This is a genomic window from Pseudomonas sp. H1_D05, from assembly GCF_054682705.1.
Window position 1 is genome coordinate 4,973,085 of record NZ_CP162825.1, and the last position, 15,061, is coordinate 4,988,145.

Annotated in this window: 13 protein-coding genes and 2 pseudogenes; 2 read left to right on the forward strand and 13 right to left on the reverse strand. The window is 59.5% G+C overall.

From position 1 onward, the window contains the following. Positions 1–349: 349 nt before the first annotated feature. The 6 genes and pseudogenes from AB4O11_RS22460 to AB4O11_RS22485 form a co-directional block, all read right to left on the reverse strand. A complete protein-coding gene (locus AB4O11_RS22460; protein WP_460128607.1) occupies positions 350–1,303 on the reverse strand; it encodes a D-2-hydroxyacid dehydrogenase family protein in 954 nt (317 codons plus the stop codon). 13 nt (positions 1,304–1,316) lie between these two features. After that, on the reverse strand, positions 1,317–2,366 hold the full coding sequence (locus tag AB4O11_RS22465; RefSeq protein WP_093432913.1) for an alpha/beta fold hydrolase: 1,050 nt from the start codon (positions 2,364–2,366) through the stop codon (positions 1,317–1,319). 87 nt (positions 2,367–2,453) lie between these two features. Continuing rightward, entirely contained in the window at positions 2,454–2,888 is a 435-nt protein-coding gene (locus AB4O11_RS22470) for a YqaA family protein (protein WP_177413082.1), read from the reverse strand. After that, positions 2,888–3,334 (reverse strand): DUF411 domain-containing protein, encoded by a 447-nt coding sequence (locus AB4O11_RS22475; RefSeq protein WP_460128609.1) that lies wholly within the window; start codon positions 3,332–3,334, stop codon positions 2,888–2,890. Before AB4O11_RS22475 ends, AB4O11_RS22470 begins: the two co-directional genes overlap by 1 nt. 238 nt (positions 3,335–3,572) lie before the next feature. Further along, a pseudogene (locus AB4O11_RS22480) lies at positions 3,573–4,100 on the reverse strand (methyl-accepting chemotaxis protein); the annotation flags it as partial. 381 nt (positions 4,101–4,481) lie between these two features. After that, positions 4,482–5,564 (reverse strand): annotated as a pseudogene (locus tag AB4O11_RS22485) (cache domain-containing protein); the annotation flags it as partial. A gap of 381 nt (positions 5,565–5,945) precedes the next feature. Between AB4O11_RS22485 and AB4O11_RS22490 the strand changes: the two are divergent. After that, positions 5,946–6,473: a hypothetical protein gene (locus tag AB4O11_RS22490; RefSeq protein ID WP_093432901.1), complete on the forward strand. Its 528-nt coding sequence runs from the start codon at positions 5,946–5,948 to the stop codon at positions 6,471–6,473. Positions 6,474–6,543: 70 nt separating this feature from the next. On the opposite strand, the gene AB4O11_RS22495 is transcribed toward AB4O11_RS22490, so the two are convergent. The 6 genes from AB4O11_RS22495 to AB4O11_RS22520 form a co-directional block, all read right to left on the reverse strand. Then, complete coding sequence (locus tag AB4O11_RS22495; protein WP_460128611.1) at positions 6,544–7,458, reverse strand: GNAT family N-acetyltransferase; 915 nt, start codon at positions 7,456–7,458, stop codon at positions 6,544–6,546. Further along, on the reverse strand, positions 7,446–8,747 hold the full coding sequence (locus AB4O11_RS22500) for a phenylacetate--CoA ligase family protein (protein WP_460128613.1): 1,302 nt from the start codon (positions 8,745–8,747) through the stop codon (positions 7,446–7,448). Before AB4O11_RS22500 ends, AB4O11_RS22495 begins: the two co-directional genes overlap by 13 nt. A 42-nt stretch (positions 8,748–8,789) precedes the next feature. Further along, the gene (locus AB4O11_RS22505) at positions 8,790–11,186 is read right to left on the reverse strand and encodes an acyl-CoA reductase (protein WP_460128615.1); all 2,397 of its coding nucleotides are present in this window, start codon (positions 11,184–11,186) and stop codon (positions 8,790–8,792) included. A 1-nt stretch (position 11,187) separates the two neighbouring features. Next, complete coding sequence (locus AB4O11_RS22510; RefSeq protein WP_460128617.1) at positions 11,188–12,318, reverse strand: LuxE/PaaK family acyltransferase; 1,131 nt, start codon at positions 12,316–12,318, stop codon at positions 11,188–11,190. 11 nt (positions 12,319–12,329) lie between these two features. Then, positions 12,330–13,577, reverse strand: coding sequence for an MFS transporter (locus AB4O11_RS22515; RefSeq protein ID WP_460099500.1), 1,248 nt, complete (start codon positions 13,575–13,577; stop codon positions 12,330–12,332). A gap of 274 nt (positions 13,578–13,851) precedes the next feature. Beyond that, entirely contained in the window at positions 13,852–13,992 is a 141-nt protein-coding gene (locus AB4O11_RS22520; RefSeq protein WP_007918111.1) for a hypothetical protein, read from the reverse strand. A gap of 158 nt (positions 13,993–14,150) precedes the next feature. Here AB4O11_RS22520 and AB4O11_RS22525 point away from each other — a divergent pair, with 158 nt between their 5' ends. Further along, positions 14,151–14,339, forward strand: coding sequence for a hypothetical protein (locus tag AB4O11_RS22525; protein ID WP_038363103.1), 189 nt, complete (start codon positions 14,151–14,153; stop codon positions 14,337–14,339). An 18-nt stretch (positions 14,340–14,357) separates the two neighbouring features. Here the strand turns inward: AB4O11_RS22525 and AB4O11_RS22530 are convergent, their stop codons facing one another. Next, positions 14,358–14,735 carry a fe2+ zn2+ uptake regulation protein gene (locus tag AB4O11_RS22530; protein WP_093432884.1) on the reverse strand — a complete coding sequence of 126 codons (378 nt, stop codon included), beginning with the start codon at positions 14,733–14,735 and terminating at the stop codon, positions 14,358–14,360. Positions 14,736–15,061 lie beyond the last annotated feature (326 nt).

Consider the following 15,061-nt stretch of genomic DNA (forward strand, 5'->3'; position numbering starts at 1 on the left):
CCTAGAGCGGGGCGGAGCAAATGGGTAAATTGTTCGACAATCGGTTGGCAAGCCACGCCGACCGTGCTTTTGAGGGGGAAACGCACCGACGAAGTGCAGGTTTTTCTGCGAGGGAGGGCGAAAACGGTGACTGATCGGTCACGATTCTGTGCTAGCGGGAAGTGCGGTTGCACTGTTGTGGTGCGGGCAGTTTGTTGATGGGGTGACAGTGAGTGCCCATTCGCGAGCAGGCTCGCTCCCATAGGAGATCTTCAGTGGACAGAAAATGTGTTCCTGGCACAGATCCAATGTGGGAGCGAGCTTGCTCGCGAAGGCGGTGGTCGCTACACCAGCGTAATGATGGGAATTCTCAGTTCAACAGGCGAACCGGCTCCCCAGCCGCCCAAGCCTGAATATCCTCGATCATCTGCGAAAAGAACTGCTCATAGTTCTGCCGGCTGACATACCCGACATGCGGCGTCGCCAAGACATTGTCCAGCGTTCGAAACGGGTGCATCGCGGGCAGCGGTTCCTGTTCGAACACGTCCAGCGCCGCCCCGGCGATCTGCTGTTTCTGCAACGCCTTGATCAGCGCTGCCTCATCGACAATCGGCCCGCGGGCGGTGTTGACCAGCAGGGCCGTCGGCTTCATCCAGCCCAGTGCCTGTGCATCGACCAGCCCGCGACTGCGCTCGCTGAGCACCAGATGCACCGACAACGCGTCCGCCTGCTCGAACAGTTCCTGCTTGCTCACGTACATCACGCCAGCCTGTTCAGCGCGTTCGGCGGTGAGGTTTTCGCTCCAGGCAATCACCCGCATGCCGAACACCTGACCAAACTGCGCCACGCGTTGGCCGATGCTGCCCAGACCGAGAATGCCGAGGGTCTTGCCGTGCAGGTCACCGCCCAGCCCTTGCTGCCAGTGACCGTCGCGCAGGGCATTGGCTTCGTTCACCAGATTGCGCGTGGCCGCCATGATCAGCGCCCAGGTCAATTCCGGCGCGGCATGCTTGTAACTGTCGGTGCCGCAAACCTTGATCCCCAGCCTGGCGGCCGCTTGCATATCCAGCGCTGCGTTGCGCATGCCGCCGGTGACCAGCAACTTCAGATGAGGCAAACGCTTGAGCAAATCCTCATCGAAGCGCGTGCGCTCGCGCATCACGCAGATCACCTGGTAGCGGCCCAGTCGCTCGGCCAGTGTGGCATTGTCCGCCGGGTAATCGTGTTCGAACGTCACTTCACCGAGGCCATCGAGCACCGACCAGTCGACCACGTCGCGGGCCACGTCCTGCCAGTCATCGATCACTGCAATCTGCACCGCCATCAGCCTTACCTCATCAACGAACGGGATTGGTTGTATTCAGCCAGCCGAGCAAGGCCTTGTGGAACTGTGCCGGCTCTTCCATTTGTGGCGCGTGGCCCATGCCGGGAAACTCCACCAGCGTCGACTGCGGGATCAGCTTGGCCACTTGTTTGCCGAGCACGTCGTAATGGCCGATTTTCGCTTTCACCTCAGGCGGCGCGAGGTCCTTGCCGATGGCCGTGGTGTCGGAGGTGCCGATCAGCAGCAGGGTCGGCATCTTCAGGTCTTTGAACTCGTAATACACCGGCTGGGTGAAAATCATGTCGTAGATCAGCGCTGAGTTCCATGCGACCTGAGTCTTGCCCGGGCCTTTGCTCAGCCCGGCGAGCATGTCCACCCAACGGTCGAATTCCGGTTTCCAGCGGCCGTCGTAGTAAGTGGTGCGTTCATAATCACGGATGCCTTGGGCGCTGACTTTCAGCTCACGCTGATACCACTGATCCACGGTGCGATACGGCACGCCGAGGGCTTTCCAGTCTTCCAGGCCGATCGGGTTTACCAGCGCCAGTTGCTCGACCTGCTCGGGGAACAGCAAGGCATAACGCGTGGCGAGCATGCCGCCGGTGGAATGACCGAGCAGCGTGGCTTTTTGAATGCCCAGCGCTTTGAGCAACTGCTGAGTGTTGGTCGCCAGTTGCTGAAAGCTGTATTGATAGTTGTCGGGTTTACTGGAGGTGCAGAAGCCGATCTGGTCCGGTGCGATCACCCGGTAACCGGATTCGCTCAAGGCCTTGATCGAACTGTCCCAGGTGGCTGCGCAAAAATTCTTGCCGTGCATCAGCACCACAGTGCGGCCGTTGGCCTTGCCGTGAGCGGCGACGTCCATGTAACCCATCTGCAGGGATTTGCCCTGGGACTGAAAGGCAAAGTGTTTAAGGGTGTAGGGATAATCGAAGCCTTGCAGTTCCGGGCCATAGGCCGGGCCTTCCGGCGTCGCTTCGCTTGACGTCGCAGCCTGCGCCGACAGGGGCAAGGCGGCGCAAAGAAACAGGCCAGGCAGCCAACGGGAAAACATGACAGACATAAGGTCAAACTCCGTTTGAAATCGGCCGATGCTGGAACGAGCGGATCACGCCGACGTTAAACACAGGCAATGCCCGCGCCTGAACGTTCAACCCAGCCACCCCAGCGTCAGCAGGGCCAGCACGCCGTAACGTGCACCTTTGGCCAGGGTGACGATCAACAGAAAGCGCCCTAGCGGTTCGCGCATCACGCCGGCAATCAGCGTCAGGGGGTCGCCAATGATCGGCAACCAGCTCAGCAGCAACGACCAGTGACCGTAGCGCTCATAGTGTTTGCGCGCCCTCGCCATGTGCGCGGCGCTGACCGGAAACCAGCGCCGATCCTGAAAGCGCTCGATCCCGCGCCCCAGCCACCAGTTGACCAGCGAGCCGAGTACGTTGCCCAGCGTCGCCACCGCCAGCAGCCCCCACAGCCAATAACGCTCGCTGACGATCAGGCCGACCAGTAACGCCTCGGATTGCAGCGGCAACAAGGTCGCCGCGCCGAAAGCGGCGAGAAACAGGCCGCCGTACGCCGTGATGATCAATGGGCCGGGTAATCCGCCACGACCACGTCAGCCCCGTCTTTCTTCAGGCCGATAACCTGATAAGCATCACTCATGCCGTCCATTTCCATGCCCGGCGAGCCCATTGGCATGCCCGGTGCGGCGACGCCGAGCAGATCGTCACGCTTGCTCAGGGCCAGAACCTGTTCCGCGGGCACATGGCCTTCGACGAATTTGCCGTTGATGATCGCGGTGTGGCACGAGGCCAGACGCGGCGGTACGCCATGTTGCTGCTTTAAGCTGCTCATGTCGCTTTCGACGTGATCTTCGACTTTGAAGCCATTGGCTTCAAGGTGGCTGATCCATTTTTTGCAGCAGCCGCAATTGGCATCGCGATGGACTTCGATCGGAATCAGGTCGGCAGCCTGGGCCATTGCGGAGATGAACAGGGCGCTCAGGGCGAGCAGACGCAGGTGGGTTCGCATAACGGATTCTCGGCTCGGGTGACAATCGGAAAGCACGCATTTTGACCGGTTTTTGCCGCCGGGCATCAACGCAATGTTTCCAGTTGTTGCAAAACGCAGCACCAACCTGTGGGAGCGAGCCTGCTCGCGAATGCGGTAGTTCAAACACTGAAGCGGGGACTGAAAGATCGCTTTCGCGAGCAGGCTCGCTCCCACAAGGGTTATCTGTTGAGCAGAAAACCCTTGTGGTACGCAGGGATCAGCGCACTTTGAAACGGCCCATGATCGCGCTCACCCGGCTGTTGGCTTCGAGCAACTGGTGAGTGTTGAGTTCGCTGGCTTTGCCACTCTGCACCAGCTCATCGACCATGTGGCGGATCTGCACCATGCTGCGGTTGATCTCTTCGGTCACGGCGCTTTGCTGCTCGGCGGCGGTGGCGATCTGGGTGCTGAGGCTGTTGATGTGGCTGACCGAGCCGGCCATTTCGTCCAGACCGGAGTTGACCCGTGCGGTCGCGTCGGCGGCGGACTGGCAACTGGCCTGGGTGTTTTCCATGGCGCTGACCGACGAGCTCACGCCCTGAGTCAGACGCGTCAACATCTCGTTGATTTCCGAGGTGCTGGCCTGGGTGCGCGCGGCGAGGGCACGCACTTCATCGGCAACCACGGCAAAACCACGGCCCTGTTCACCGGCGCGTGCTGCTTCGATGGCCGCGTTGAGCGCCAACAGGTTGGTCTGCCCGGCAATCGCGCCGATCACCCCGAGAATTTCGGTGATGCGCTGGGCGTCCTGCTGCATGTTTTCAACTTTGTGTGTAGCGCTGGCCACTTCATCGATCAACGCGACCACGCTGTTGGTCGCTTCGCCCACCACCACCCGCGAACGGTCGGCATTTTCATTGGCGCGCTGGGTAAACGCGGCGGTTTCGGCGGCGTTCTGCGCAACGCTTTCTGCCGTCGAACTCATTTCGGTGATGGCGGTAACGGTCTGATCGGTTTCCGAAGCATGACGCAACAGAATCTGGCTGGTCTGCGCCGAGGTGCGTTGCAGGTTATCCAGGCTGGAGGCCATGGCGCCGGTGGCCTGGGTGACTTCGCCGATCATGTTTTGCAAGTAGGCAATAAAGGTGTTCACCGAGTGACCGATGGCGCCGAGTTCATCTTCGGCGCGAATGGTGATGCGCCGGGTCAGGTCGGCATCGCCGCTGGACAGCAAATCGATGTTGGCTTTCAAGGCTTTCATGCGTTGCACCAACTGACGAATCGCGTAGACCTGCAACAGCACCAGCAGGATCACCAGCGGAATCTGCAACAGGCTCAAGGTGCTGAGGACGTCATCACGCTGGGCGGTGAGCATTTTCGTCGGCAGCGCCGTGGCGAGGAACCACGGCGTGCCTTCGATAGGACGCATGAAGAAAGTGCTGGCTTCACCGTTGTTATCGAATTCGATGCGCTGCGCCTGATCGCGGTTCTGCAACCCGGCTTTGACCTGGCTGGCGAAGGTCGACGTGCCGGCCAGTTCGCTGATGTTCTTCAGCACGATCGGGCCACTGATGCGCGAGCTGTTACTGATGACCTTGCCGTCGGCTTCAACAATCAGCATCTCAGCGTTAAGGTCTTTTTCCTTGCGCGCCACCAGGTCGTTAAAGAAGCCAAGGGTGACGTCAATGGTCGACACGCCCCAGGCATTGCCGTTTTTCTGGATGGCCATGGCGCAGTTGGTGCGCGGCTCGGCGCTGGCGTCATCTTTATAGGCCGCCGCCCAGGCGCATTGACCGCGCGGAGTGGCCATGCCGCCCTTGTACCAGCTCTGGTCGTAGTAGTTGGGCGCCGCGTCGCTGTTCCAGAAGGTGTTGACGGCGAGTTTGCCCGAGGCGTCGCGGTGCCAGAACGTACTGTATTTGTTGCGCCCGGCTTCACGTTGCCCCGGCAGAGGCCAGATCCCGCCGCCGAATACTTTCAGCTCGCCGTACTGATCGACCAGACCTGGCAGCACCGCGTCGATGGCGGCGCTGTCGAGCAGCGGGATGGTCTGGGTGATGCTGCGCTGTTGCGCCTGCACTTTGTTCAACTCGCCCTGAATCTGCTCGGCGACTTCGGCGATGCGGTTGAGTACCACCTGTTCTTCGGTATGGCGCAGTTTCGGGGCGACCAGTTGGCTGATGCCAACCACGGTCAACACCGACAACAGCAGGATGAACAGAACCAGAAACAGCGTGTAGCGAGCCTGAATAGTGCGGAATGCGGGCATGGAGTCCGGTCCTTGAGCAGCGTTTCTTATTAGGGGCAGGGGTAAAACAGTGCGGGTATCTCCAGCGTATCGTCGTGGTGCCCGGAAGCTTTAGGTACTCGCGTCCTAAAAAGCAGCAATACCGATGACCGGCCGGTATCGAGATCGATACACAGGTGCTGATCAGCGCGCGTCGATAAGCAAAAAAGTGATTTTCGTTGCCTTGTCATGACAACTTCGGGTCAGTGAACGCGGGCCGTTGGGCTTTTGTATCGAGAATGTACAAGAATTGTAAAAAAGTGCAGAAATAGGTTGGTGCCATCAATTCGCCCGCCGATACTCGCGGCCATTATTGCCGTTCAACACGGATATTTTTTTGTTCATTTCACAGGGAGTCTTCTCATGACGATCGGTATTGTCGGCGGCTGGGAGAGCAAAGCAGGCGTTATGGTTCGTAACACCGGCGCGAAAAAACAAGTGGCCCAGAGCATCAAAGTGCAGCAGATGCTGACCAAGGTCGGTACCAATCCCACCGCGCTGAATACCGCTGAAATGGACAAGCAGGGCCTGCGCAAGGCCATCAAGGGCTTTGATCCTGCGAATGTTTCAGTAAAACAATTGGGAAATCTGAGCGAGATGCTGCGCAGCCGTGGCCTGATCTCCGAGATCACGTCGTTTACCTTGAAGAACGCCGGTGACAAGTTCGACCGTTTTGGCGTGACCAAAGATATCGATGCCAAATTCAACGCCCTGGAGTATTTCGCGACCCAGCTCGACGCCATTCAGAACAATGGCCTCAATGGCAACGCTTACGGCCAGAGTCTGATTCCCGAGTTCAAGAAAGCGATCTATGTCCTGCAGAACCTCAAGACCTACGGTGAAGGCAACGCCGCGAAACCGGTCGATGAAGGTGTCAAAGCCAAAGCATGAGGCTGACCGTTTAGCCCGCTCAACGCTTGAACGGGCTGGTTGATGTGCAAGAACCCGGCAACGCCTCGCTTCAGTGTGCTGCGACGCGTTGTTGAGCCTGATCATGCAGTCGTTGCAGGTGTGGGCAGCGCAGCTCCAGCGATCGCGCGCGATAGCCCCGATGAAACAACGCCAACCATCCAGCGCCCCGTTCATTCGGAGCAATCCCGGTGAAGACGAAGCCCATTGCCGACAGGCTATCCACGGCATTGGCGAAGCCTGTTGCCAGTCTTAGCCTGATCGAGATCAACCAGTGTTCGGGCAGTCGTCGTAGCTGTTGAAGCAAGCCGGCGTCGAGTTTTTTCAGCACCACGTCATAACGCCCTGAGCATTGTTCAACCTGCATCGGCTCTCCCACCCAACGCGCTTCTTTGTCTTGTGTTCCGTATACGCCGCACAAATGCGCCATGAAATCGTGACAGCTTTGCGGCCAGGACAATGCCGGGAGCGGGCGGCGATAGCCTTCGACAGGGGTGTAGCCGATGACGATGGACTCCGGCAGTGGCTCGCCAAACGGTGAGGGGACGTAGTCGAGCAACAACCCGGTGCTGCAAAAACCGAGTCGGTCAGCCATGCGTTGGGTGTAGAGATGCTGCGTCACCTGTTTGATGGTCACGCCGTGGCAACCGAGTGCCTGGGCATGGATCAACAGCCGCATGCCCAACTGCGTCGCGATGTTCTGCCCGCGTGTTGACGGATGGACCACGCTCAACGCCAGTTCCGCCGTAGACGATCCCGCGTTTCTGCACAACGTGGCGTGGCCGAGGATTTTTTTCCCGGATTCCGCCACCAGCGAATGCCAGCGACCCTCGCCATGGTTCTGATTGATCATCAACGGCAAATACACGTGCGGCTGCACGTAGTGGTCACCATAGATTTCCCGAAACAGATGGCTGATGGCCCTGGCGTCGGAACGGCGATAACTGCGCAGCGTCAAGTTGTCCATGGACGTTGCTCCGGTCCGGGCGTGGCGTAGACACGCAGATCGACGACGCGTTGGCGCTTGCCGGAACGCGGATGGCGAGCGAGTTCATCGGGTGTGCAATGGGTAATCTGCAACTCGATCAAGCGCTCGGCGCAGAGTTGCTTGATCAGCGGGTATTGCTCGATCAGTGCGCGCTGCAAGGTCGTGTTGGCGTCAGCGGTCTCGGCCTTCAGCGCGTTGGGGAGCCATTTCAGGCACACGATATCGATGTTGGCCGATTGGCTGATGACCAGTTGCCAGTCGTCGCTGGCGGTGATGCGTGCGACGATTGCGGCAATGTCTTCGATCAACAGAGTCAGGCTGCTCACGCGCACCCGCTGACTGCTGGCGCTGCGGCCCATCAAGGCGAACTTGCGCATCGACGCGGTAGCCGGCTCTCGCCAGCAAGCGAGATCACCCACGGGGTAGCGGATCAGCGGCATCAGTCGGCGGGTGAGGTTGGTGATCAACAGTCGTCCGGTTCGGTCGCATTCTTCGATCACTTCACCGGTGTGTTCATCGACGATTTCCAGCACGCTGTGGCTGGCCAGCATCCGGTGCTCGCCGAGTGCGCAATCGCGGCTTGCGGCGCCGATGAAACCGGCATCGACACTGGCGTAACCGATCGAGGCAATCCGCGCGTTGGGAAACACCCGGTGCAACACCTGCAATTGTCCGGTGAACAGGCTTTCGCCGCCGTAAAGGATTGTCTCGACTTCACCCAGGGTTAGCGCCTGACGCTCCAGCACGGCGGCGAACGCCAGCAATTGCGCGGGCACGCCGGCCAGCACATTGATCCGGTGTTGGCGGATCGAGTCGGCCAGCACCGCAGGGTCGACGTCGCCGGTAAACGGGTATTCGGTAACACCCGCCGGTTCGTGCGCCAGGGCGTCGTGGATAAAAATGAAACTGGCATACAGGTCGCCGACGAAAAACAGGTTCGCCACCCGGTCGCCGGGATTGAGTTGACCGGCGAGATGGCTGCCGAAGTCCCGCACAAGTGTCTGCCATTCTTCGCGGGTAAATACTGAAAGTTTACCGGCGCTGGTTGTTCCACCGGTCTTGAATACCAGGGCGCGTTCGACCGTTGAGGTCAGTACCGGCCATTGTTTCAGATGCTCGCTACTTGCCCAGTATTGTTGAGGATCGATTACCGGAAGTTCATCCAGGGTATTTGTCTGCGGCGCGACGTTTTGCAAGTGTCTGGCGTAATACGCCGAATGTTCGCGGGCAAAAGCGAACAACTTGCCAAGTTCTGTTGTTGTATTCATGGTGTTCTCGTTAATTGTTTTGGCCATGGCTGACGATCGCTGTTAACGGCGCGAGTCGATTACGGGCGGAATCTTTCCGCTGTGTTTGTTTCTGTCGAAATGTTGCGGCTCGCAGGTTTGCGCCTGCACGGTGAGAAGCCCGGTGCGCACGAGTGTCGCCAGCGTCGCGTAGCCCTCGAGTCGGCAGAGAATGTCTGCGGGTTCGCCAGGGCTGTGAATCAGCAGGCGCTCAAGGCCATCGGGTGCGTGATCGAGGTGTAACTGAAACGGCGCCTGCAGGTGCCGGGCGAGTTCGTTCAGACAAATGAAGTCGCTGCCGATGCGCAGCAGTCGGCCGTGTCGTTGCAGCAATTCGAAACGTGGCGAACTCAGCCCGCACGGGCAGTCGCCGGCCAGCCAGCGGCCGGTGTCGCCGACTTCATAGCGCTGCACCTGTTGGCCTTCACGTGCTTTGGAGGTGAACAGCAAACGGCCGACTTCATCGCCAACGACCGGCTTGTCCTGCTCCAGTGCGACGATTTCCAGCTGCTGGATAGCGTCCATCAAATGGAACACACCGTCGCCAGTGGCGGCGCAGGCATGCCCGAATGGCCCCGCATCGACACTGCCGTACACCGCTGAGCGGATACTGGCGACGCCGCAGCGATGCAGTAATTCGCGGCACTGATCGCTGATGTGCTCTCCGCCGAGGAAAACCTTTTCAATCACCCCATAACGACTCAGGCGCGGCCCCTCGTTGAGGAACAGTCGATGCAGGGTGCTGGGCATGCCGATCAGCACGGTCACGCGCTGCTCGATGATCACTTGCGCAATATCGCGGTAATCATCGTCGGCCGGCGCGCCCATGGGCAGGTGCGTCGCACCGAGCAATTCCAGGACTTTGGCAAAACTGAAGAAGCCGCCGTACAAGCCGCCACTGAAGAACAGGTTCATCACCTTGTCGCGGCGCGGATCAAGGCCCGCCGCGAACAACCCATCGGCCGTCGCGCGCATTTGCCGTTGAAAATCGCGGTAACTGAAGCCCGACAGCGCCGGTGTGCCGCTGCTGCCGCCGGAGCGGAAAAACAGCTGCGCCGCCGCTGTCGTCGGTCGCGCGATAAACGCTGCTTTGTCGGTGATCGGCAGACCTGTCAGTGTCAGTGCGCAAGGTGGCTGGTCGAGGTTCATGTGGGTGGGCAACTGCGTTGGCGCGAGGCTGACCGACACGCGGCGGCTCAGGCGTTGCAGTGCGTAAACGCCGTCGTGGGGCTCGCCGTCGTAGCCGTCGTGGATCGCGTTGATCGGCGTAATTCGGCTGACGCCCGCTGCAATCAATGTGCGTGCGAGCTCATTGATCTGCGCTTCACCGCAGACCAGCGCGCAACTCTGTAACACGTTGCGCCAAGGCAGCAGTGTTTGCGTCAGTCGCGCCCGTGGCAGTGGTTTGAGCAGCAACGTGCGAAACAGCGGCGAAGGCGCCAGCGACTGATCATGGCTCCAGATCACCCGCCAGCCCGGCGCGCGCCAGACCTGCCCGGTGTTACCGGAAAAGCTCTGGCCCAGACGCGCCATCAGGGTGTGGCTGGTGATCTCGCTGGCTTCCTGAACCGTCGGAGTCAGCGCCGGCCATTGCCCGACGCGACGCTCGAATGCCTCGGCCAGTGCGCTGCCGATGCCTTGCACAACGGCGGGATCATCGCTGTCGACCAGCAACCATTGCGGGCTGGAGCAAGCCTGTTGGTCCAGTCGGCAGACTTCATCGACAATCGCGTCCAGCGCTGGCGGCGAGGCCGCGTCTGGCGTCAGGTAGGCGAAACTGATGCGGTGCCCCCAGTCGATCCAGCGGCATCCGGGTGGCAACTGTTGGCGGATGGCTTGTAGCGCGGTTTCGCCTCCCCACGCCGATAAGCCATTGGCCATTTTGCACAAGCGGCCGATCTGCTCCGTCGCTACGGGTAACACCGCGACGTAATGGCAGAGTTGACCGCTGGGGTCGCATTGCACCAATGCGTGCAGCAGGCGTGCGGTCAGGCCTTGGTCGCTGCGGCTGGGGCGTAGCCAGTTAAGGTTGCCGGCCAACAGGCTTTCGAGCATGGCGCAGCAGGCCAGCAGCGGCGCGTTGGCCGGGGTGACGTGAACCACCAGGCCCAAGGGACTCCAGCGTTCAAAGCGCGATTGCTGATAATCAACGCGCCGAAGTGAATCGGCCTGATCACCCAGTTCGCGTTCAAGTTTGGTTTGCAGGGCGTGAGGCTGACAGAAGTCAATCAGCGCCAGGCGTTGTTCGTCATCCAGCGGCAGTTCGGCGCTGTGCAGATGCTGCGCAAAGTTGCCCGCGGCGGTCAGAACAACGGCGCTATCCAGCGGTGTGCTGAGGTGGTGCGGCAAGGTCTGATGCAGTTGCGCCAGTGCGTTGTCGAGGTCGATTTCGGCGAAAAGCTCTCCGTTGAGCAGGTACATGTCAGTGCCTCCCCAATAATTCGGAGGCGGCCATCGCGCAGCTCCTGCCGGCGGTGGTGCCCGCACGGCCATGCAGTTCGAACCAGTCGCTGGCGAGGCCGCAGCCGCAACTTGAGCCCGGGTGCAGCGTCGCCAGATCGCTCATCACCACCGCATGCGCCGGGCTGGACGAAATGTAGGGCGAGACGAATCCCAGCAAGCCTTGCTGGCCGTAGGGCTGGATGGAAAAATCCTGCGGATTGCGCACGTACGCCTTGGCGTAAACCGGCACATGAAAATGATGCCGGTCACATTCGATGTACGGCACCGCGTGCTCGACTGCACCGTAACCGTCGCGGCACCGTGCGGTTTCGATGCCCAGTTGCCGGGCGATGCGTCCATACAATTGCTGTTTGGGAATTTCCTCGCTGGCCCGGGTTTTCCAGCCACCGCCAAAAAATGCCAGCGAACCTGCCGGCAGTTTCAGCTCAGGCACGCCGGTGGCCTGCATGTGTTGCAGGGTCTGCCAAAGGAAGGCCGGGAAACCGAAAATGCGCACGGGCAGGCCTTCTTCGGCGAACGATTGCAGGGCCGTGATGACGCCGAACACATCGAATTGATGGCCGTCGCCGTTACTGCGTAACGCGTAGGCGACGCGGTTGACGGGAGCAAAGCGGCACAGGAACTGATCGGTATACGACGTTCCCAAGGTGATCGCACCTTGCGGTTCGTAGCTCAGCAGCAGGTAATTGCAAGGCGTATCTGGTGAGTACCAGCCGTAATGACTGAAGATCCGCTCGACCATGAACTGAGCGCCCGCGAGGCTGCGCGGGTCATAGCGCATACGGCTTTTCTGGCCGCTGGTGCCGGACGATGTCAGTTCCAGGGCGCGCGCTCCGGTCGGACTGAGCAGCAATTGCTGTTTGAAGAAGTTCGCCAGAATCGGCGGCAGACGGGCCCAGTCATCAAGACTGTCCAGGTCCTGTTCGTCGAGGCCGTTGGCGTTCAGCCAATGGGCGTAGCCGGGGGTATGCCGGCAATGAAACCGACTGATCTCGGTCATGGCCTGATCGAACAGGCCCACCGGCACGGAATCCGGGCAATAGGGGTGTGGCAACGCGCAAAGCGCATCGCTGGCGGGGAAGTGATGCATTCAATATTCCTTTACTGAGCAGAGGCGGAGTCGGGAGGGGTGCGTTGCAACAAACCCTGCAACAGAGGGAGACACATCAAACCGCTGAAAGCGGCGCAAAGCGCGAAAAGCTCGAGCCTTGCGCCACCGCCGATGGCAGCAATCAGCAAGCCGCCGAGGCCCATCACGGCAATCGAAATCATCCCGACCAATGCCGATACCAGACCTTTACTGTCATCACTGGCAAACAGCGCCAATCGATACAGCGCGGCATTGCTCATGCCCAATCCGACTGCGTACAACGCCAGACTGGCGACCACCGGCCCGAGTCCGGCGCCAGCCAGTGCGCAGACGATCAGGGCCAGAAGCCCCAGGCAAAACGGCCAGAGCGCCAAGCGGATCAGTTGCGGCAAGGCGTGCGTGATCAGCAACCGGTCAAGGATCAGATTGCCGACAATCACCGCAGAGAAAATCGGGATTTGCCAGACGCCATATTCAAGCGGCGTCAGCCCGAGCAACTCGATCAGCAGCAACGGCGCCAGGCCGATCCAGGCGATCAGCGGCAGGCTCATCAGCCCCAGCGCCAGGCTGGCGGCGAGGAATCGGCAATTACCCAACAGGGCGCGGTAACGTCGGCAGGTTTGCTCCCAGGAAAAGCGCACGGCAGGTTGCATCTGTCCGTCTCGACGGGCGACGCCAACCGTTTCCGGCATCCATGCGAATAGCCCCAGCCAGACCATAGACGCGGCAAGGCCCAAGCCCAGAAACACTTCGCGCCACGACAGCCATTGCAACAGCAGAATGCCCAGCAGCGGCCCCATCAAGGGGGAAAGCAGGGCGATATTGCCGAGCAGCGCCATCAAACGCACCGCATCCGCTTCACAGAACACTTCCTGGAGGGCCGGATAACTGACCGCCACAACAAAACCCAGGCCCATGCCCTGCAGCAGTCGCAATAGATTGAAGGCTTCAATGCTTTCGGTGCTGTAGGCCCCCGCGCAGGCGACCGCAAATAACGCGCAGCCGATCAACAATACCCGCCTTCGACCCCATTGATCGGACAGCGGGCCAATCAGCCATTGCAGGCAGACACCGCCAAGCAGATAAAGATTGAAAGCGTTCGGTACATGCCGCACATCGGCATCAAGTTCGGTGGTAACGCTTAACATCGCAGGCATGATCAAGTCGCTGGCCATATACGTCAGAAGTTCAAACGCGCTGATCACCAAACAAAATCCGAGCGCTTTTTGCGGCTGGATCTGTATAAGAGTTCTCTGCATAAACGTTCCTGTTAGTGAGTGAAAGGAAGTTGCCAGAGACTAGTTGCAGAGGTGCGCCCGGCCTATTGTTTTGCTGCGACATTAGATTTCAAATGCTTGCAACTTATTTAGTGATCGGGTTTTGCGCAGCGCACGAGTTAGAGCGATTTGTGGAAGCATTTGGCAAAAACAGAAAAGCCCGCAACGGGGCGGGCTTTGTTTGAAGTTGATCGGACTTGTTGATTTCCTGCCACGGTCTGTTCATTGGCAAGCGGGCAGGGCGAACAATCCTGTTCTAGCGATGTTGGTAATAACCAGGGCCACCCTGGTAGTAACGGTGGTGATCGTCATGCCAGCCGCCGTGGGGGAAGATGATGCAGCCACTCAGGGTCAGCAGGGCAAGAACGGGAATCAGCCAGGTGATTCGACGCAGCATTTTGAAAATTCCTCATGGTTACGCCGTCATGAAGCCAAAACTCTTCATCGGCTGTAACATGAGACCCCGATTGCAGCGGCGCATCCCCGTAGAACGGTAAGTGCATGGCATGCAAACGGATACAAACCGGATACATTTCAAAGTTTCAGGAAGCCGCAATGACCCACAAGCAACGCTTGATTTATTCGATTCTGATCGCCGTGTCGGTCCTGGCCATCATGCTCGGCCTGTCCTGGCTGCAAAATGCCGGCATGATTTCGGAGAAGACGTTTCAGTTCGTCGCCATCGGTGTGGCGGTGATCGTGGTGGTGATCAACGGTGTGATGCGCCGTAAGGTCAAGCCTTGACGGCGATGGCTGCACGCTTCAATCGTGGTTGAGGACAGCTGCAGCCTGTGGATGCAGGCTGTAGCTCTTGTCGTCATTGAAGGTGATCACACCTTCGGCGCACAGGCGCTTGAGCACCTCACGCACACTGAGGAAGGACAGCGGAATATCCAGATCCAGCAATTGGCTGTGGACACCGCGAACGCCCAGGCGCCGTTCGCTTTGTGCGGCGACCAGCAGGGCGTCGATGACTTTCAGACGAATCAGGCTGGTGCGCAGCCCGAAACTTTTCAGCAGCAAGCGGATGCGTTCGTTACCGTGACGCTCGACGCGTTGCCCGAAATCGCTCGCGTGAGGGCTCATGGAAACTCCTTTGGGTGCCTGGCTACCGTCCGTTGGTAGTTGCGAGTTGTACATGCGATTACTCCTTTTCAGAGTCTGATCGGGGTGGTTTTTTTGCGCTCTCTAGAACAAGACGTATCAGCACGACAAATCATGAAAGAAAAAATGTAGAAATTTTGTCGGGGATTTGTCTTTTCCTTGTGATTGGGGGTTGGCCTTGGCGGCCTTTGGGCCGACCAGGTTCTTTGGGTTTTGGGTGTATATCCGTTTTTTTGGGGGTTGCGGCTGGCGGTTTCGCTCTTACAGCGACTCACTTTTCCAGACGCCGAAAAGTAAGCAAAAGGCTGGGCCCCGGCGTTCGGCCCGCTCGCTGGGGCTCGGGGTTCCTTCGCTCCGGGATC

Excerpts from the sequence above, each read along its gene's own strand:
- AB4O11_RS22460 (WP_460128607.1), bottom strand. The coding sequence starts at position 1,303 with ATGGCGGTGCAGATTGCAGTGATCGATGACTGGCAGGACGTGGCCCGC.
- AB4O11_RS22465 (WP_093432913.1), bottom strand. The coding sequence starts at position 2,366 with ATGTCTGTCATGTTTTCCCGTTGGCTGCCTGGCCTGTTTCTTTGCGCC.
- AB4O11_RS22475 (WP_460128609.1), bottom strand. The coding sequence starts at position 3,334 with ATGCGAACCCACCTGCGTCTGCTCGCCCTGAGCGCCCTGTTCATCTCC.
- AB4O11_RS22490 (WP_093432901.1), top strand. The coding sequence starts at position 5,946 with ATGACGATCGGTATTGTCGGCGGCTGGGAGAGCAAAGCAGGCGTTATG.
- AB4O11_RS22495 (WP_460128611.1), bottom strand. The coding sequence starts at position 7,458 with ATGGACAACTTGACGCTGCGCAGTTATCGCCGTTCCGACGCCAGGGCC.
- AB4O11_RS22500 (WP_460128613.1), bottom strand. The coding sequence starts at position 8,747 with ATGAATACAACAACAGAACTTGGCAAGTTGTTCGCTTTTGCCCGCGAA.
- AB4O11_RS22505 (WP_460128615.1), bottom strand. The coding sequence starts at position 11,186 with ATGTACCTGCTCAACGGAGAGCTTTTCGCCGAAATCGACCTCGACAAC.
- AB4O11_RS22510 (WP_460128617.1), bottom strand. The coding sequence starts at position 12,318 with ATGCATCACTTCCCCGCCAGCGATGCGCTTTGCGCGTTGCCACACCCC.
- AB4O11_RS22515 (WP_460099500.1), bottom strand. The coding sequence starts at position 13,577 with ATGCAGAGAACTCTTATACAGATCCAGCCGCAAAAAGCGCTCGGATTT.
- AB4O11_RS22520 (WP_007918111.1), bottom strand. The coding sequence starts at position 13,992 with ATGCTGCGTCGAATCACCTGGCTGATTCCCGTTCTTGCCCTGCTGACC.
- AB4O11_RS22525 (WP_038363103.1), top strand. The coding sequence starts at position 14,151 with ATGACCCACAAGCAACGCTTGATTTATTCGATTCTGATCGCCGTGTCG.
- AB4O11_RS22530 (WP_093432884.1), bottom strand. The coding sequence starts at position 14,735 with ATGTACAACTCGCAACTACCAACGGACGGTAGCCAGGCACCCAAAGGA.